At 70.7% G+C, this 17,642-nt stretch carries 14 protein-coding genes and 2 riboswitches; of the genes, 9 read left to right on the forward strand and 5 right to left on the reverse strand.

What is annotated here, in order from left to right; all coding sequences use genetic code 11:
- Positions 1-124: 124 nt before the first annotated feature.
- The gene (locus tag ACZ4Z2_RS31220) at positions 125-3,016 is read left to right on the forward strand and encodes an AAA family ATPase (protein ID WP_468080580.1); all 2,892 of its coding nucleotides are present in this window, start codon (positions 125-127) and stop codon (positions 3,014-3,016) included.
- 3 nt (positions 3,017-3,019) lie between these two features.
- Here the strand turns inward: ACZ4Z2_RS31220 and ACZ4Z2_RS31225 are convergent, their stop codons facing one another.
- From ACZ4Z2_RS31225 to gcvT, 4 genes are all read right to left on the reverse strand, one after another.
- A complete protein-coding gene (locus ACZ4Z2_RS31225; protein WP_468080581.1) occupies positions 3,020-4,387 on the reverse strand; it encodes an L-serine ammonia-lyase in 1,368 nt (455 codons plus the stop codon).
- 163 nt (positions 4,388-4,550) lie between these two features.
- Positions 4,551-5,816 (reverse strand): serine hydroxymethyltransferase, encoded by a 1,266-nt coding sequence (locus tag ACZ4Z2_RS31230; protein ID WP_468080582.1) that lies wholly within the window; start codon positions 5,814-5,816, stop codon positions 4,551-4,553.
- Positions 5,817-5,830: 14 nt separating this feature from the next.
- Positions 5,831-6,208 carry a glycine cleavage system protein GcvH gene (gene gcvH, locus ACZ4Z2_RS31235; protein WP_468080583.1) on the reverse strand — a complete coding sequence of 126 codons (378 nt, stop codon included), beginning with the start codon at positions 6,206-6,208 and terminating at the stop codon, positions 5,831-5,833.
- A gap of 167 nt (positions 6,209-6,375) precedes the next feature.
- On the reverse strand, positions 6,376-7,500 hold the full coding sequence (gcvT, locus tag ACZ4Z2_RS31240) for a glycine cleavage system aminomethyltransferase GcvT (protein WP_468080585.1): 1,125 nt from the start codon (positions 7,498-7,500) through the stop codon (positions 6,376-6,378).
- Positions 7,501-7,535: 35 nt separating this feature from the next.
- A riboswitch (glycine riboswitch) is annotated at positions 7,536-7,660 on the reverse strand.
- A riboswitch (glycine riboswitch) is annotated at positions 7,661-7,757 on the reverse strand.
- Between the two features lie 209 nt (positions 7,758-7,966).
- On the opposite strand from gcvT, the gene ACZ4Z2_RS31245 reads away from it, so the two are divergent.
- The 3 genes from ACZ4Z2_RS31245 (at position 7,967) to ACZ4Z2_RS31255 (ending at position 10,517) form a co-directional block, all read left to right on the forward strand.
- On the forward strand, positions 7,967-8,641 hold the full coding sequence (locus ACZ4Z2_RS31245) for an AAA family ATPase (protein WP_468080619.1): 675 nt from the start codon (positions 7,967-7,969) through the stop codon (positions 8,639-8,641).
- A 117-nt stretch (positions 8,642-8,758) separates the two neighbouring features.
- Entirely contained in the window at positions 8,759-9,535 is a 777-nt protein-coding gene (locus ACZ4Z2_RS31250; protein WP_468080587.1) for an enhanced serine sensitivity protein SseB, read from the forward strand.
- A 193-nt stretch (positions 9,536-9,728) separates the two neighbouring features.
- Positions 9,729-10,517 carry an enhanced serine sensitivity protein SseB C-terminal domain-containing protein gene (locus ACZ4Z2_RS31255; RefSeq protein WP_468080588.1) on the forward strand — a complete coding sequence of 263 codons (789 nt, stop codon included), beginning with the start codon at positions 9,729-9,731 and terminating at the stop codon, positions 10,515-10,517.
- 37 nt (positions 10,518-10,554) lie between these two features.
- Here the strand turns inward: ACZ4Z2_RS31255 and ACZ4Z2_RS31260 are convergent, their stop codons facing one another.
- Positions 10,555-10,806 carry a hypothetical protein gene (locus ACZ4Z2_RS31260; protein ID WP_468080589.1) on the reverse strand — a complete coding sequence of 84 codons (252 nt, stop codon included), beginning with the start codon at positions 10,804-10,806 and terminating at the stop codon, positions 10,555-10,557.
- A 537-nt stretch (positions 10,807-11,343) separates the two neighbouring features.
- Between ACZ4Z2_RS31260 and ACZ4Z2_RS31265 the strand changes: the two genes are divergently transcribed.
- From ACZ4Z2_RS31265 to ACZ4Z2_RS31285, 5 genes are all read left to right on the forward strand, one after another.
- Positions 11,344-12,342 (forward strand): ABC transporter permease, encoded by a 999-nt coding sequence (locus ACZ4Z2_RS31265; RefSeq protein WP_468080591.1) that lies wholly within the window; start codon positions 11,344-11,346, stop codon positions 12,340-12,342.
- Positions 12,343-12,410: 68 nt separating this feature from the next.
- Positions 12,411-14,165 carry an ABC transporter substrate-binding protein gene (locus tag ACZ4Z2_RS31270; protein WP_468080592.1) on the forward strand — a complete coding sequence of 585 codons (1,755 nt, stop codon included), beginning with the start codon at positions 12,411-12,413 and terminating at the stop codon, positions 14,163-14,165.
- A gap of 68 nt (positions 14,166-14,233) precedes the next feature.
- A complete protein-coding gene (locus tag ACZ4Z2_RS31275) occupies positions 14,234-15,241 on the forward strand; it encodes an ABC transporter permease (protein WP_468080593.1) in 1,008 nt (335 codons plus the stop codon).
- Positions 15,238-16,332 (forward strand): ABC transporter ATP-binding protein, encoded by a 1,095-nt coding sequence (locus ACZ4Z2_RS31280; RefSeq protein ID WP_468080595.1) that lies wholly within the window; start codon positions 15,238-15,240, stop codon positions 16,330-16,332. The genes ACZ4Z2_RS31275 and ACZ4Z2_RS31280 overlap by 4 nt, the downstream gene beginning before the upstream one ends.
- A complete protein-coding gene (locus tag ACZ4Z2_RS31285; protein ID WP_468080596.1) occupies positions 16,329-17,570 on the forward strand; it encodes an ABC transporter ATP-binding protein in 1,242 nt (413 codons plus the stop codon). The genes ACZ4Z2_RS31280 and ACZ4Z2_RS31285 overlap by 4 nt, the downstream gene beginning before the upstream one ends.
- Positions 17,571-17,642: the final 72 nt, after the last annotated feature.

Consider the following 17,642-nt stretch of genomic DNA (forward strand, 5'->3'; position numbering starts at 1 on the left):
CCCGGTGCCGTACGACCCGGTCGGCCGGAACGGGCGCACCGAGTCCGACCGGAATCGGTGCACCGCGGCGGGCGTCGGCCCGTCTACCGAACGGAAGACGACACATCCACGACAGGAGGCAGTGATGTGCGCACCGGAACGGCTCCTCGAACGCCGTGACACCCTGGAGCTGCTGGCTGCCGAGGCCGCCCGCGCCCGCGCGGGCTCCGGCCGTCTGATCGTGCTCAGGGGGGCCACCGGCACCGGCCGCACCGCGCTCCTGGAGGCCGCGGCGGAACAGGCGGCGGCACAGGGCATGCGGGTCCTGCGGGCCCGCTGCTCGCCGGAGCACACTTCCATCCCACTCGACACCGTCTACCAACTCCTCGCCCACGCACCCGAGTTCGGCGCCGTCGCGGGCGAGGCGCCGGACCCGCCCGGCACCCCGCCGCACCGGGGCAGGTCCGCCCGGCTGTGGCGGCTGCTCCGCTCCTACGCCGACGAGACCCCGCTGCTGATCGCCGTCGACGACGCGCACCTCGCCGACACCGCGTCCCGGCGCTGGCTCGTCGAGGCCGTCCGCTGGATCGACCACTTACCCGTGCTGCTCGTGGTGACCGAACGCAGCCAGTACGACATCGACCCACCGGCCGACGGCCTGACGCACGCCCTCTCCTCCGCCCTCGTCCACACCCGCACCCTCGCCCCGCTGAGCCCCGACTCCGCCGCGGAGCTGGTCCGTTCGGCGCGGGCCGGCGACACCGCACCGGAGTGGGTCGCCGACTGCGTACGGGCGGGCGCCGGCAACCCCCTGCTGCTGAGCGCCCTCCTCGACGACCTCCAGTCCACCGACCAGGACACCCTCCCGGACACCTGCGCCGCCCTGTACCCCGGCTCGTACGCCGCCGCCGTGTCCTGGTGGCTGGACAGCGCCGGGCCCGCCACCACCGAGGTCGCCCGCGCGCTCGCCGCGCTGGACGAGGACGGCCCCGGCACGGCCGACGCCGACCTGCTCGCCCGGACGGCGGGCGCCGACCCCGGCCGCGTACCGGGCTGGCTCACCGCCATGACCCGTCTCGGCCTGCTCCGCCCGGACCCCGAGGGCCGGCCCCGCTACGCCCATCCGCTGCTGCGGGACGCGGTCCTCGGCGGCTGGACCAGCGCCGCACGGCAACGCGCCCACCAGCGGGCGGCCGAGGCGATGCTGCGCCGCGGCGACCACGCCGAGGCCGTCGCCGGGCAACTGCTGCGGGCCGGTCCCGTCGGCGACACCTGGGCCACGGCCGCCCTGCTCGACGCCGCCGATCTGGCCGCCCGCGACGACCGCAGCGACGACGCCCTCGCCTATCTGCGCCGCGCCCTCGACGAGCCGATACCGCCCGCACGCCGCGCCGCCGTCCTCACCGAACTGGGCTCCCTGGAGTACGCGACCGTACGCTCCACGGCCGGGATACCGCGCCTCGCGGAGGCGATGCGGCTGCCCGGCCCGCCCCGCGACCGGGTGCGCGCGGCGGTCGCCCTCGGCACGGCGCTCGCCCGCCGCGGCGAGGCCCGCGCCGCGATCGACGTCCTGCGCGGACTGCGTGACGAACACCTGACGGGCCACCCCGACCTGGCCCGCACCGCGCAGACCGCGTCCGCGCTGCTGTCCGACCACGACCAGGGCGTACGGCAGGAGGTGTACCGCTGGCTGCGCGAGACCGCCGAACGGTCACCCGACCTCGTCGGCACGGCCGGGCAGGCCCTCCTGGTGCGCTACGAGTCGACGGCGGGCCTCACCTCGGCGGAGTCGGCCATGGACCGCGTCCGCGCCCTGCTCGCGCAGCCCGCCGACCCGCTGGAGGAGGCGTTCCTGCCGGGCACGGCGGCGGCCGTCGCCCAGTGGGCCGACCAGCTCGACGAGGCCGAACGCCTCGTCCGGCGCGGCCTCGCCGGCCAGCGCGCGTCCCTGCTCCACCCCATGCACACGGCCCTGCTGAACGTACGGATCGACCTGGCCGCCGCGCGCGGCGCCTACGCGGAGGTCCTCGCCGACCCGGAGGTGCGCCGCCCCGACGGCACCCCGCCGACGTCGGCCAACGCCCTCGCCCACGCCGTCGTCGCCCTCGTCGAGACCGGCCGCACCGAGGAGGCGGCCCGCCTCGCGGACGGCTTCGACCTGCAAAACGCCCCCGACAGCTGGGAGTTGAACCGCTTCCTCTACGCCCGGGGCGTCCTGCACTCGGCCCTCGGCGACCCGGCCGCCGCGCTCGACGACTTCCTGGAGTGCGGCCGCCGCCAGGCGGCACGGGATGTGGTCAGCCCCGTCGTCACCCCGTGGCGGACCGCCGCCGCCGAGTGCCAACTGGCCCTCGGCCGCCCCCGCGAGGCCCTCGCCCTCGCCGAGGAGGACCTCTGCCTGGCCCGCGTCTGGAACACCCCCCGCGTCCTCGGCCGAGCCCTGCGCACCCTCGCCACCGCCACGGGCGGCCGCCGGGGCATCCACCTGGCCGACCGCGCGGTCCGCATCCTCCACCAGGACGCGCACACGCCCCCGCGCACGGAGGAGCCGCCGCCCGCGTCGCAGACGGAATCCCACGCCGGAACGACGGGCGACGACACAGGCATGCCGGGCGCGGCCAGAGGAACGCCCGGCGCGGCCGAGACGGAACTGATCGCGGCGTTGACCGCGCAGGGACGGCTGCTCACGGAGGCCGGGGAACGGACACGGGCCCGCGACGCCCTCCGGGAGGCGGCCGCCCGCGCCGAACGGCTGGGCGCGGTCCGCGCCCGGGCGGCGGCGGAGGAGGCCCTGCGCGAGGGCGGCGCCCGCCGCACGACGACGGCACTGACCGGCCCCGACGCGCTGACCGCCGGAGAACGCCGCATCGCCGAACTCGCCGCGCAGAGCCGCACGAACACGGAGATAGCGGAGCTCCTCCACCTGGCCCGACGCACCGTCGAGACCCACCTGACCAGCACCTACCGCAAACTCGGCATCCGCCGCAGGGCAGAACTGAACGCAGCCCTCACCCCACCCGGTGGAGGTGACCGGTAGGCGTCAGCACTCGATGATGTTGACCGCCAGCCCGCCCCGCGCCGTCTCCTTGTACTTGACGCTCATGTCGGCACCCGTGTCCTTCATCGTCTTGATGACCTTGTCGAGGGACACCTTGTGGGTGCCGTCGCCGCGCATCGCCATGCGGGCGGCGGTCACGGCCTTCACCGCGGCCATGCCGTTGCGTTCGATGCAGGGGATCTGGACGAGGCCGCCGACCGGGTCACAGGTCAGGCCGAGGTTGTGCTCCATGCCGATCTCGGCCGCGTTCTCGACCTGTTCGGGGCTGCCCCCGAGGACCTCCGCGAGCGCGCCCGCCGCCATCGAGCAGGCCGAGCCGACCTCGCCCTGACAGCCCACCTCGGCGCCGGAGATGGAGGCGTTCTCCTTGAAGAGCATGCCGATGGCCCCGGCGGCCAGCAGGAAGCGGACGACGCCGTCCTCGTCGGCACCGGGGACGAAGTTGATGTAGTAGTGCAGAACCGCCGGGATGATGCCCGCCGCCCCGTTCGTGGGCGCCGTCACCACCCGTCCGCCGGCCGCGTTCTCCTCGTTCACGGCCATCGCGTAGAGCGTGATCCACTCCATCGAGCGCGCCAACGGGTCGCCCTCGGCCCGCAGCTGACGGGCGGAGACGGCGGCACGCCTGCGCACCCGCAGACCGCCGGGGAGGATGCCCTCGCGGGACATGCCGCGCGCGACGCACGTCTGCATCACCCGCCAGATCTCCAGCAGCCCCTCGCGGATCTCCTCCTCCGTGCGCCAGGCACGCTCGTTCTCCAGCATCAGCGCGGAGATCGACAGACCCGTCTCCTTCGTCAGGCGCAGCAGCTCGTCGCCCGTCCGGAAGGGGTACTTGAGGGCCGTGTCGTCCAGCTTGATGCGGTCCGCGCCCACCGCCTCCTCGTCCACGACGAAGCCGCCGCCGACCGAGTAGTACGTCTTCGAGAGCAGCTCCGCGCCGGACGCGTCGTACGCCCGGACCGTCATGCCGTTGGCGTGGTACGGCAGCGTCTTGCGGCGGTGCAGGACCAGGTCCTGGTCGAAGTCGAACGGGATCTCGTGGTCGTCGAGCAGCCGGATCCGGCCCGACTCCTTGATGGACTCCACGCGGTCGTCGGCCGACTCCACGTCCACCGTGCGCGGCGAGGCGCCCTCCAGACCCAGCAGGACGGCCTTGGGGGTGCCGTGGCCGTGCCCGGTCGCGCCGAGCGAGCCGTACAGCTCGACCCGTATGGAGGCCGTCGCGGACAGCAGCCGCTCCTTGCGCAGCCGGCGCGCGAACATCCGGGCGGCCCGCATCGGGCCGACCGTGTGGGAGCTGGACGGGCCGATGCCGATCGAGAACAGGTCGAAGACCGAGATGGCCACGGTGACTCCTCAGAACGGGGGTTGTGCGAGGGGGCGGGGCCCCGCGCCCACTGCACAGTGCGCGCGGGGCCCCCGAAGAACGGGGCGGTGTGCGTGCCGGTGAGCCCGGGTCACGTCCCTGAGCGGCGGCCGGAGTCCGGACGGTTCCGGCCGCCGCCGGGGGTCACTTCCCCAGGGTGGGGTAGAGCGGGTGCTTGGCGGTGAGGGCCTTGACCCGTGCCTTGAGGGCCTCGGTGTCGTAGGACGGCTTGAGGGTCTCGGCGATGATGTCGGCGACCTCGGTGAAGTCGGCGGCGGTGAAGCCGCGGGTGGCGAGGGCGGGGGTGCCGATGCGCAGGCCGGAGGTGACCATCGGGGGGCGGGGGTCGTCGGGGACCGCGTTGCGGTTGACGGTGATGCCGACCTCGTGGAGGCGGTCCTCGGCCTGCTGTCCGTCGAGGTCGGAGTCGCGCAGGTCGACCAGGATCAGGTGGACGTCGGTGCCGCCGGACAGGACGTTGATCCCGGCGTCGCGGGCGTCGGGCGCGGTGAGGCGTTCGGCGAGGATCTTCGCGCCCTCGACGGTGCGGCGCTGGCGGTCCTTGAACTCCTCGCCGGCGGCGACCTTGAAGGAGACGGCCTTGGCGGCGATGACGTGCTCCAGGGGTCCGCCCTGGAAGCCGGGGAAGACGGAGGAGTTCAGCTTCTTCGCGAACGTCTGCTTGGCGAGGATGATGCCGCCGCGGGGGCCGCCGAGGGTCTTGTGGGTGGTGGAGGTGACCACGTCGGCGTGCTCGACGGGGTTGGGGTGCAGGCCGGCTGCGACGAGACCGGCGAAGTGGGCCATGTCCACCCACAGGTACGCCTCGACCTCGTCGGCGATCCGGCGGAAGGCGGCGAAGTCGAGCTGGCGGGGGTAGGCGGACCAGCCGGCGATGATGACCTTGGGGCGGTGTTCCTTGGCGAGGCGCTCGACCCCGTCCATGTCGACCAGGCCGGTGGTGGTGTCGACGTGGTAGGGAACCACGTTGAACTGCTTGCCGGAGAAGTTCAGGCGCATGCCGTGGGTGAGGTGGCCGCCGTGGGCGAGGTCCAGGCCGAGGATGGTGTCGCCGGGCTGGGCGAGGGCGAAGAGGGCGGCCTGGTTGGCGGAGGCGCCGGAGTGGGGCTGGACGTTGGCGTACTCGGCGCCGAAGAGGGCCTTGACGCGGTCGATGGCGATCTGTTCGGTGACGTCGACGTGTTCGCAGCCGCCGTAGTAGCGGCGGCCGGGGTAGCCCTCGGCGTACTTGTTGGTGAGGACGGAGCCCTGGGCCTCGATGACGGCGAGCGGAGCGAAGTTCTCCGAGGCGATCATCTCCAGGGTGGACTGCTGGCGGTGCAGCTCGGCGTCGACGGCGGCCGCGACCTCCGGGTCCAGCTCGTGCAGAGACGTGTTAAGAAGCGACATGGGGCTACGACCTCTCAGCCGGTGATGAAGGCGGTGTACTCGTCGGCGGAGAGCAGGTCGCCCGGCTCCTCCGCGACCCGTACCTTGAACAGCCAGCCGCCCTCGAACGGGGCGGTGTTCACCAGCGACGGGTCGTTGACCACGTCCTCGTTGACCTCGGTGATCTCACCCGACACCGGGGAGTACAGGTCGCTGACCGACTTCGTCGACTCCAGCTCGCCGCAGGACTCGCCCGCGGTCACCGTGGAGCCCACCTCGGGAAGCTGGGTGTAGACGACATCGCCGAGCGCGTTGGCCGCGTGCTCCGTGATGCCCACCGTCGAGACGCCGTCCTCGGCGGCCGACAGCCACTCGTGCTCCTTGCTGTAGCGCAGCTGCTGGGGGTTGCTCATGGCCTGAATTCTCCTGTACGCGAGGGAGTGGTGATGAATGAGGGACTGCTGAAACCGCTGTTGAACAGGGCGGATGTGCCCTTTGTCACGCTCGGGCGCGCTGCCGTGCCGTTCCGCACGACGACGCCATGCCGCTTCTGAACGACGGTGAGCCGACTACGACGGTGTCACTTGGACCGCTTGTAGAACGGCAGCGCCACGACCTCGTACGGCTCGTGGCTGCCCCGGATGTCCACAGCGACCCCGGTGGTGCCCGGGGCGGCGTACATGGCGTCGACGTACGCCATCGCGATCGGCTTGCCCAGGGTGGGGGAGGGGGCGCCGGAGGTGACCTCGCCGATCACCTTGCCCTCGGCGACGACGGGGTACCCGGCGCGGGGGACCCGACGGCCCTCGGCGATCAGGCCGACCAGGACCGGCGGCTCGTGGTTGGCGTTCTCGGCGGCCTCGCGCAGCGCCGCGCGCCCCACGAAGTCGCCCTCCTTCTCGAACTTCACCACCCGGCCGAGCCCGGCGTCGAAGGGGGTCAGCTCGGTGGTCAGCTCGTGCCCGTACAGCGGCATGCCCGCCTCCAGGCGCAGGGTGTCCCGGCAGGACAGCCCGCACGGCACCAGGCCGACGCCCTCGCCCGCCTCGGTCAGCGCCTGCCACAGCTCGACGGCGTGCTCCGGCTTCACGAACAGCTCGAAACCGTCCTCGCCGGTGTACCCGGTGCGGGCGATCAGCGCCGGGACGCCGGCCACGGTGCCGGGCAGGCCCGCGTAGTACTTCAGGCCGTCCAGGTCGGCGTCGGTGAGCGCCTTCAGGATGCCGGGGGACTCGGGGCCCTGCACGGCGATCAGCGCGTACGCGTCCCGGTCGTCGCGCACCTCGGCGTCGAACCCGGCCGCGCGCTCCACCAGCGCGTCCAGCACCACCTGGGCGTTGGAGGCGTTCGCGACGACCATGTACTCGGTGTCCGCGAGGCGGTAGACGATCAGGTCGTCGAGGATGCCGCCGTCCTCGCGGCAGATCATGGTGTAGCGGGCGCGGCCCGTCTTCACGCCGCCGATGTTGCCCACGAGGGCGTAGTCGAGGAGCGCGGCGGCCTGCGGGCCGGTGACGGTGATCTCGCCCATGTGGGAGAGGTCGAAGAGCCCGGCCCGGGTCCGTACGGCGTTGTGCTCGTCGCGCTCGGAGCCGTAGCGCAGGGGCATGTCCCAGCCCGCGAAGTCGGTCATCGTCGCGCCGAGCGAGCGATGCAGGGCATCGAGCGCGGTACGGCGCGGTCCGGCGGTGGGGCTACTGCTCATCGGATCTGCTCCCAGGGCATGACGGGCGAGGACGGTCCTCCCCATCTGTCATCGGAACCTGAGAGGTTCACCTCGACCGTACGTTCTGATGACGCACCGGTGGTCGCGGTTTGCACCTTGGGTGGAGCCACTGGCGCAGCGGCTCGCTTTTCAGATGTGCCTCGCCCGCGCGGTATCTGGGCCTGAGAGATTCAAGGGAGGGACTTGCTCCTTCGGCGCCCCAGCGAGACTGCTGGGAGCTCTCCCGCGCGGATTCAAGCGGCCGGTATGCAGTTGGCGCGCACATCATTGCACGCATCGGCGCGGCACGGCAGGGGGAGGCTCCGGGACAGGGAGACCGCGCACGGGACAGGGGCAACGGTCCGTAGCACTCTTGTGGCAATACGAGGACTGAATCAGGAGCCATCGGGCATTACCTTCTCTTTACAGTCTGTGGGGATGGGTCTCCCGACCCCTGGGGAGGACGATCACGGTGAACAGGACCACGGCGTACGCGACGACCTCGGGCCTCGCCCTGCCCGAGCAGCCCGCCGGCCCGGCCGCCGCGGCCTGCGGCCCCTTCCCGAGGGCGGTCGTCCGCGACCTCAGGGAGCGTTCCGGGCGGAGCCCGCGCGTGCTCTCGTTCGGGGCGAACGACCTCGTGGTCGTCACCGGGCTCCCCGGCAGCGGCAAGTCGACCCTGATGCGGCGCGCGGTGCCGGGGCCGCGGATCGACTCCCAGGACACGCGTGACCGCTTCGACGCGCGCCTGGCGCGCGTCCTGCCGTACGCCGTGTACCGGCCGTTCGTGCGCCTCGCGCACTACGCCGGCCTCCGGCGCGCGCTGCGCTCCGGTGAGGGCGTCGTCGTGCACGACTGCGGGACCCAGACCTGGGTGCGGCGCTGGCTCGCCCGGGAGGCCGTCCGCAGAGGCGGCACCCTCCATCTGCTGCTGCTCGACGTCACCCCCGGCGAGGCGCGCGACGGGCAGCGGGAGCGGGGACGCGGGGTGTCCCGGTACGCCTTCGCCCGGCACAGGGGCGCGATGACCCGGCTGCTGCGGGCCGTGGAGGAGGGGCGCCTGCCGGAGGGCTGCGGGTCGGCGGTGCTGATCGACAGGGACGCGGCGGACGCGCTGAAGCGGATCGGCTTCGACGGCTGACAGCGGACCCCCTCCCGCCAGGGGGCCGGCGGCCGGCGGTCGGGCCGTCCCCTTTGTCGGCGGGTGGCATTAAGGTGCAGGGACAACAGCATCACGGAGTAAAGCGGTAGGCGGCAGATGGACTTCCCGGCGGACTTCCCGGCACAGGCACACCCCCATGGACACGGAGGGTGGCCCGGCAATGAGCTGGAGGAGGTGCTCTCCGCCTCCCTCGGGGTGCCGGGGGCCGGCCCGCGGATCGTGGAGGTGCTGGCCCGCAGCTTCGTATGGGTGCCGCTGCCCGAGGGCGGGGGACCGCACAGCCGTGAGCTGGATCTGCCGACGATGGAGCTGGACGGCCAGGTGTACGTGCCGGTGTTCAGCTCCGAGGAGCAGTTCCGCCAAGTCGTCGGCAACCACATGTCGTACACGATCGCCCCGGCCGTCGAGTTCGCCCGCGGACTGCCCCCGCAGGCCGGCCTCGCCCTCAACCCGGACGGGCTCGTGGGCATCCCGCTGCCGCCGCCCGCCGTGGCCGAGCTGTGCCGGGCCGCCCGGACCCCGCTGGACGGGTCGGCGAGCGGCGCCCGGGTCCGCCTGTTCGAACCGGACTGGCAGGACGACCCGGTGGACTTCCTCGCCGCGGCCTCCGCCGAGTTCGCCGCCACCGGCGGTGTCCTGACCGCCCGCCGCTGCCTCGCCGCCATCGAGACCGCCGACCCCGTGATGTTCATCGGCGTCGACCTGGTCTCCTGGGAGGCCGACCGTACCCTCCTCCTGGACGCCCTCGGCCGTGCCCTCGGCAAACAGCCGGTGGCCTGGCCGGTCAACATGGTCTTCCTGGACGTGGCCCAGGACCCGGTGGGCCACTGGCTCCGCGAGAAGGTCCGCCCCTTCTACCAACAGGGCTACTGACCCCGAGTACCGAGGGCCGCGGGCCCGTGGCGGCGGTGCCCCCGCCGCGGGGCGCGACCAGCCACGACGACAGCGGGGCCCGTGACGTACGGCAAGCCCCGAGCCCACACCGGCTCGACCCGCACACGACCTAAGCTGGATTTCCACAACCGGGGTCCCACACCACCATGGTCCAAACCGAAGGGCGGCTGACGTGAGCGCGAGCGGCACGGCGACCGGGCAGGTCGAGCACATGCTGCGCCAGGTGACGCCGGGGCGTTACGACGCCTACGAGGCGTTGCTGCGTGCCCTCGCGACCCCCGCCACCGGCCAGGTCTGGATGCTCCTGTGGCACGGCCAGGCCGGCTCGCCGGACGCCCAGTACGGGAACATGGAGGTGGACGGGTTCAACTACGCGCCCTGTGTCACCTCCGCCCAGGAGCTCTCCGCCAGCGGCTGGAACCGCAGTTACGAGGTCGTCGACGGCCTCGACGTGGCCCGCACGCTCTACCCCGACCACTACGGACTCTGGCTCAACCCGCACGCGCCGGGCGGCGGCGTCGGCATCCCCTGGCTGGACCTGCGGCGGATCGCCACGGGCCTGGAGCGGCAGCCCGCGGGCCCGCTGCGGCTGTCCGAACCGGCCATCGAGATCCCCCAGTTCTACGCCCTGCTCACCCAGAACGCCCACCGCACCCCGGCCGTGCGCTCGCTGCGCCGCGCCTGGGTGCAGCCCTCGCTCGGCGCGCCCTATCTGGCGATCGGCCTCGATGTGTACGACACCTCGCCGCCCGCCGTCGACTCGGTGCGCGCGATGATGCAGCAGTCCGTCGGCGCCGTCCCGGACGGACTGCCCGTCTCCACGGTCGCCATGTCCGACGAGTACGACCCGGTCGCGATGTGGCTGCGTGTCGCGGCCCGGCCCTTCTACGACCGCGAGGCCCACGGCGCCCCGGCCCAGGCCCCCGCCGCCGGCGGCTACGGCTACCCCGGCGGCTACTGACCCGGAACGGCGGGAGCCCCCGGAGCCGGGGGCTCCGTCATGCGTTCACCTGCCCCCGTGCCGGTGAACGCCGCTCATTCTTTCTTTTGCGCTTCTCCGGAAATCCGCCGGAATTACGGCTTCGGCGTGCAGGACGCCTGCCGCGTGCGGCATTGCGCTTGCCCGGGTCGACCGTCATGCGGTTGGTCATGGTGCGGCCCTTGGCGACGGACTTGGCCACCTCGTACGTGGTCTTGGCCTTGACGACCGGTCCGCGGGAGGCGTAGCACGACGCGCCGAGCCTGATCACCTCGGAGCGTGGTCGTCGCGAGAGTCGGGGAAAGCCGCCCTCAAACGAACCTCGAATACCCCGGGAATGGCCGACGGATTGACCGGCGGCATGTGTTCTTCGCCCGAATTGCCGCAGCCCCGAACGGGGTGATTGCGGGTGATCTGGACATGATGAACCCATGATGTGACCTGGGTCACTTGTCACGGTGCGTCCGGTGCCGCTCACGCGTATGCGCTGTTCGGATTCCGGAACCCTGCTGGCCACATCACGGTTACGCATACATTCGCCGCCGGGTCTGGTGCCTGATCGCGCCACCGTTGAAGACTCCCCCAGAGCGGTGGGGGGTCGGCCGAACGTGCTGTCCATACGGTGGTGTTCAGTGCCGTATGCGCCTCTCCCTCCGAACCGCCCGGCGAGACAGCGACGTTGACACCGGGTCATGAGCAAGAAGCAACGCGACAGAACGACGGCAGTAGTGGCAACGGACCGCACCGCAGACCCGGGCGGCCGCCAAGCACAGTCGGCAACCACCGGCACGGGCAAGCACGAGGGACGATGACCGCACCCATTGAGACGACCGGATCGCAGGCCGAGGCACAGCCCGAGGCCGTGCTGGAAGGTGTCGAGGCCAAGAGGATCGAGGGCCGTTCGCTCGGCCAGATCGCCTGGACCCGCTTCAAGCGCGACAAGGTGGCGGTGGCCGGCGGCGTCGTGGTGGTCCTGCTGATCCTGATCGCGGCCCTCTCCCGGCCGCTGCAGTCGCTGCTCGGACTCGACCCCGACGCCTTCAACCAGGACCTGATCGACCCCAACACCTCCCTGCCGAAGGGCGACTTCGGCGGGATGAGCTGGGACCACCCGCTCGGCGTCGAGCCGAAGTTCGGCCGCGACATCCTCGCGCGCATCCTGGAGGGTTCCTGGGTCTCCCTGGTCGTCGCCTTCGGCGCGACCCTCCTGTCGAACGCCATCGGCACCGTGCTCGGCCTCCTCGCCGGCTACTACGGCGGCCGGGTCGACTCGATCATCAGCCGGCTGATGGACACCTTCCTGGCGTTCCCCCTGCTGCTGTTCGCCATCGCCATCTCCGCCACGCTGCAGGGCGGTGCCTTCGGTCTCGAAGGACTCCCCCTGCACATCTCGGTGCTCATCTTCGTCATCGGCTTCTTCAACTGGCCGTACCTGGGCCGCATCGTGCGCGGTCAGACCATGGCGCTGCGCGAGCGGGAGTTCATCGACGCCTCGCGGGGGATGGGGGCCGCCGGCCCGTACATCCTCTTCAAGGAGCTGCTGCCCAACCTCGTCGCGCCGATCATCGTCTACTCGACACTGCTGATCCCGACCAACATCATCTTCGAGGCGTCGTTGAGCTTCCTCGGAGTGGGGATCCGGCCGCCGCAGGCATCTTGGGGCGGCATGCTCAACGAGGCGAAGGACTTCTTCGAAGTCGACCCGCAGTTCATGATCGTTCCCGGCCTCGCGATCTTCATCACGGTGCTGGCCTTCAACCTCCTCGGTGACGGCCTCAGGGACGCCCTCGACCCCCGCAGCCGCTGACGTCTGCGGTCGCAGGCACCCGTCGCGTCCTGCTCAACTGTCCAACTACGAAGGGGAAACAGACCATCATGCGAAGGTCAGCAATGGCCGCGATCGCGGCCGTCAGCAGTGCCGGCTTGCTCCTGTCGGCCTGCAGCAAGGCCGACGACAGCTCGGACGACGCCAACAAGGGCGCGGGCGCCAACGCCGCGACCAAGGAGGTCGTGAACGCGTCCACCAAGAAGGGCGGCACGGTCACCTACGCGAGCTCCGACGCTCCCGAGTCCCTCGACCCGGGCAACATGTACTACGCGTACGGGTTCAACTTCAGCCGCCTCTACGCGCGTCCGCTGATGACCTTCAAGCCCGGCCCCGGCGAGAAGGGCAACGAGCTCGTCCCGGACCTCGCCGAGGCCGCGGGCGTGCCCAGCGACGGCGGCAAGACCTGGACGTACAAGATCCGTCAGGGCGTGAAGTTCGAGGACGGCACGGTCGTCACCTCGAAGGACGTCAAGTACGCGGTCGAGCGCTCCAACTTCGCGCGTGACGTGCTCTCCTCCGGCCCCAACTACTTCCAGCAGCTGCTGGACGGCGGGGACAAGTACAAGGGCCCGTACAAGGACAAGAGCGAGAAGGGCATCGCGTCCATCCAGACGCCGGACGACAACACCATCGTCTTCAAGCTCAACAAGCCCTTCGCCGACTTCGACTTCCTGGCGAGCCAGCCCCAGACCGCCCCGGTGCCGCGCGCCAAGGACACCGGCGTCGACTACACCAAGAAGGTCGTGTCGACCGGCTCGTACAAGTTCGAGAAGTACGACGAGGGCAAGCAGATCGTCCTGACCCGCAACCCCGAGTGGGACGCGAAGACGGACCCGCTGCGCAAGCAGTACCCGGACAAGATCGTCGTGAACCTGAAGGTCAACAAGGCCACCATCGACAAGGATGTGATGGCCGGCGACACGATGATCGACATCCAGGGCACGGGTGTCGACACCCAGACCCAGGCGCAGCTCGTCAACGACAAGGACAAGCTCGCCAACACGGACAACGCGCTCGGTGGCCGCCTCATCTACACGGCGATCAACACGCAGCAGAAGCCGTTCGACAACGTCGAGTGCCGCAAGGCCGTGCAGTACGCGATCAACAAGGTCGCCGTGCAGACCGCCATGGGCGGCCCGATCCGCGGTGACATCGCCTCCACGGTCCTGCCGACCGACATCCCGGGCTACGAGAAGTACGACCTCTACGCCACCAAGGACAACAAGGGCGACGAGGGCAAGGCCAAGGAGCACCTGAAGGCCTGTGGCCAGGAGAAGGGCTTCAAGACCGCCATCTCCGCCCGTACCGACCGCCAGGGTGAGGTCGACGCGGCCACCGCGATCGTCGGCGCGCTGAAGAAGGTCGGCATCGACGCCGAGATCAAGCAGTTCCCGTCGGGCAAGTACTTCTCCGACTACGCGGGCGTGCCGAAGTTCAACAAGAAGCAGAACATCGGCCTGATCATGATGCAGTGGGGCTCCGACTGGCCGACCGGCTACGGCTTCCTGCAGCAGATCGTCCACGGCAAGGCCATCGGCCAGTCCGGCAACACCAACCTGTCGGAGCTGAACGACCCGGAGATCAACAAGCTGCTCGACGACGCGATCGGCAACACCGACGAGGCCGCCCGCACCGCCGCGTACACCCAGGTCGACAAGAAGGTCATGGAGCAGGCCGCCATCGTGCCGCTGACCTACTTCAAGGTCCTGCTGTACCGCTCGCCGTACGCCACCAACGTGGTGTCGTCGTCCGCCTTCAGCGGTCAGTACGACTACCTCAACATCGGTACCACCAAGCAGTAGCCCCGGAAGGCAGGTGAAGGCATTGGCGCCCGCGGGTTCGTCACCCGCGGGCGCCGGCGCCGGTCCTCGTGATCTCGTACATCATCCGCCGGACGATCGCAGCGGTGATCCTGCTGCTGGTCGTCACCGCGGTCACCTTCGGCATCTTCTTCATCCTGCCGAAGCTCGCAGGGCAGACCGCCGACCAGCTGGCGCAGCAGTACATCGGCAAGAACCCCACGCCCGCGGACATCGCCGCCGTCAAGGCGAACCTCGGCCTGGACCAGCCGGTGTACGTCCAGTACTGGGAGTTCATCAAGGGGATCGTCTCCGGCGCCACCTATGACCTCGGTCCGACCACGGTCCAGTGCAACGCCCCCTGCTTCGGCTACTCCTTCAAGGACCACCTGGAGGTCTGGCCGCAGCTGACCGAGCGGCTTCCGGTCACCCTGTCGCTGGCCGTCGGCGCCGCCGTGCTGTGGCTGGTGGGCGGCATCGCCGCCGGTGTGGTCTCCGCGCTCAAGCCGGGTTCGTTCTTCGACCGCTCCGCCATGGGCGTGGCGCTCGCGGGCGTGTCCCTGCCCATGTTCTTCACCGGTCAGCTGGCGCTGCTGCTGTTCAGCTACAAGCTGGAGATCTTCGGCAGGACGTACGTCCCCTTCACGGAGAACCCCTCGCAGTGGGCCAACACCCTCTTTCTCCCCTGGTGTTCGCTGGCCCTCCTCTACTCCGCCATCTACGCCCGGCTCACCCGCTCGGGCATGCTGGAGACGATGAACGAGGACTTCATCCGCACCGCGCGGGCCAAGGGCCTGCGGGAGCGCAAGGTGGTCGTCCGGCACGGTCTGCGGGCCGCGCTGACCCCGCTGGTGACGGTCTTCGGCATGGACATCGGCCTGCTGCTCGGCGGTGCCGTCATCACCGAGACCGTGTTCTCCCTGCACGGCATCGGCGAGTACGCGGTCCAGTCGATCACCGCCAACGACCTGCCCCCGATCCTCGGGGTGACCCTGCTCGCGGCGTTCTTCGTCGTCTTCATGAACCTTGTGGTGGACCTGCTGTACGCCACGATCGACCCGCGGGTGAGGCTCTCGTGACCGAACTGTCCAAGACCGGGGCCGCCGTCGGCGAGCCCGTACGCAGCGGGGACGCCCCCGACGCGTTCCTCAAGGTGCGCGACCTCAAGGTGCACTTCCCGACCGACGACGGACTGGTCAAGTCCGTCGACGGCCTCTCCTTCCAGCTGGAGAAGGGCAAGACCCTCGGCATCGTGGGCGAGTCCGGCTCCGGCAAGTCGGTGACCTCGCTGGCCATCATGGGTCTGCACCGGCTCGGCGCGCGCGGCAAGAACGTGCGGATGTCCGGCGAGATCTGGCTCGACGGCAAGGAACTGGTCTCCGCCTCACCCGACGAGGTCCGCCGGCTGCGCGGCCGCGAGATGGCGATGATCTTCCAGGACCCGCTGTCCGCGATGCACCCGTACTACACGGTCGGCAACCAGATCGTGGAGGCGTACCGCGTCCACCACGACGTCGACAAGAAGACCGCCCGCAGGCGCGCCGTCGAACTCCTCGACCGCGTCGGCATCCCGGAGCCGAACAAGCGGGTCAACAACTACCCGCACGAGTTCTCCGGCGGTATGCGCCAGCGCGCCATGATCGCCATGGCCCTGGTCAACAACCCCGAACTGCTGATCGCCGACGAGCCCACCACCGCCCTGGACGTGACCGTCCAGGCGCAGATCCTGGACCTCATCCGCGACCTGCAGAAGGAGTTCGGCTCCGCGGTCATCATCATCACGCACGACCTCGGCGTGGTCGCCGAGATCGCCGACGACATCCTCGTGATGTACGGCGGCCGCTGCGTGGAGCGCGGACCGGTCGACGACATCTTCTACCAGCCGCAGCACCCCTACACCTGGGGCCTGCTCGGCTCGATGCCGCGCATCGACCGTGAGCAGACCGACCGGCTCATCCCGGTCAAGGGCCAGCCGCCCAGCCTCATCAATGTCCCCTCGGGCTGCGCCTTCAACCCGCGCTGCCCCTACGCGGACGTCCCCAAGGACAACGTCACCCGCACCGAGCGCCCCGAACTGCGTGAGGTCGGCGGCAGGCACTTCACCGCCTGCCACCTGTCGCAGGAGGACCGCACGCGGATCTGGAACGAAGAGATTGCGCCGAAGCTGTGAGCGAGACTGAGACCCGGGCCGCCGTGCCGGCCCCGCGCGCCGAAGAGAAGCCGCTGCTCAAGGTCGAGGGCCTGGTCAAGCACTTCCCCCTGAAGAAGGGCCTGCTCCAGCGGCAGGTCGGGGCGGTCAAGGCCGTCGACGGCATCGACTTCGAGGTGCGCCGGGGCGAGACCCTCGGTGTCGTCGGCGAGTCCGGCTGCGGCAAGTCGACCATGGGCCGGCTCATCACCCGGCTCCTGGAACCCTCCGGCGGGCGCATCGAGTTTGACGGCCAGGACATCACGCACCTCAACACGTCGGGCATGCGTCCGCTGCGCCGTGACGTACAGATGATCTTCCAGGACCCGTACGGCTCGCTGAACCCCCGGCACACCATCGGCACGATCGTCTCGGCGCCGTTCAAGCTCCAGGGCGTCGAGCCCGAGGGCGGTGTGAAGAAGGAGGTCCAGCGCCTTCTGGAGCTGGTGGGCCTCAGCCCCGAGCACTACAACCGCTACCCGCACGAGTTCTCCGGCGGTCAGCGCCAGCGCATCGGCATCGCCCGCGCCCTCGCCCTCAAGCCCCGTATGGTCGTGGCCGATGAGCCGGTCTCCGCGCTCGACGTGTCCATCCAGGCGCAGGTCGTCAACCTCATGGACGACCTCCAGGACGAGCTGGGTCTCACGTACGTGATCATCGCGCACGACCTCTCCGTCGTCCGCCATGTCTCGGACCGCATCGCGGTGATGTACCTCGGCAAGATCGTCGAGCTCGCCGACCGGGACGCGCTGTACCAGTCGCCGATGCACCCGTACACCAAGGCCCTGCTGTCGGCGGTGCCGATCCCGGACCCCAGGCGGCGCGGCGCCAAGAGCGAGCGCATCCTGCTCAAGGGCGATGTGCCCTCGCCGATCTCGCCGCCGAGCGGCTGCCGCTTCCACACCCGGTGCTGGAAGGCCACGGAGGTCTGCCGGACCACCGAGCCGCCGCTCGCCGAGCTGAAGCCGGGCCAGCGGGTCGCCTGCCACCACCCGGAGAACTTCGACGACCAGCAGCCCCAGGACGTCGTCCTGCTGACCGTCGCCAAGGAGGCGGGCGAGCTGGTGCCGGACGAGGTGCTGGCCCAGTCGGCGAAGACCTCGGCGGCGGTCGCGGCGGAGGTGGAGGCCGTGGCGGGCGCGGAGGCCGCGGAGAAGGCCGGGGCTCCTGCCGAAGGGCCCGCCGAGACCGAGGTCGCCAAGGAGACCGGCGACAAGTAAGAATTAAACAAGTAAGACGAGAGCGAGCCCCCGCCTTGCAATGTAAGGCGGGGGCTCGCTGTTGCGTCACAA

Source organism: Streptomyces sp. NPDC030183, assembly GCF_055573455.1.

Coding starts and splice junctions, on each gene's coding strand:
- ACZ4Z2_RS31220 (WP_468080580.1), top strand. CDS start 125: ATGTGCGCACCGGAACGGCTCCTCGAACGCCGTGACACCCTGGAGCTG.
- gcvT (WP_468080585.1), bottom strand. CDS start 7,500: ATGAGCAGTAGCCCCACCGCCGGACCGCGCCGTACCGCGCTCGATGCC.
- ACZ4Z2_RS31250 (WP_468080587.1), top strand. CDS start 8,759: ATGGACTTCCCGGCGGACTTCCCGGCACAGGCACACCCCCATGGACAC.
- ACZ4Z2_RS31270 (WP_468080592.1), top strand. CDS start 12,411: ATGCGAAGGTCAGCAATGGCCGCGATCGCGGCCGTCAGCAGTGCCGGC.
- ACZ4Z2_RS31230 (WP_468080582.1), bottom strand. CDS start 5,816: ATGTCGCTTCTTAACACGTCTCTGCACGAGCTGGACCCGGAGGTCGCG.
- ACZ4Z2_RS31265 (WP_468080591.1), top strand. CDS start 11,344: ATGACCGCACCCATTGAGACGACCGGATCGCAGGCCGAGGCACAGCCC.
- gcvH (WP_468080583.1), bottom strand. CDS start 6,208: ATGAGCAACCCCCAGCAGCTGCGCTACAGCAAGGAGCACGAGTGGCTG.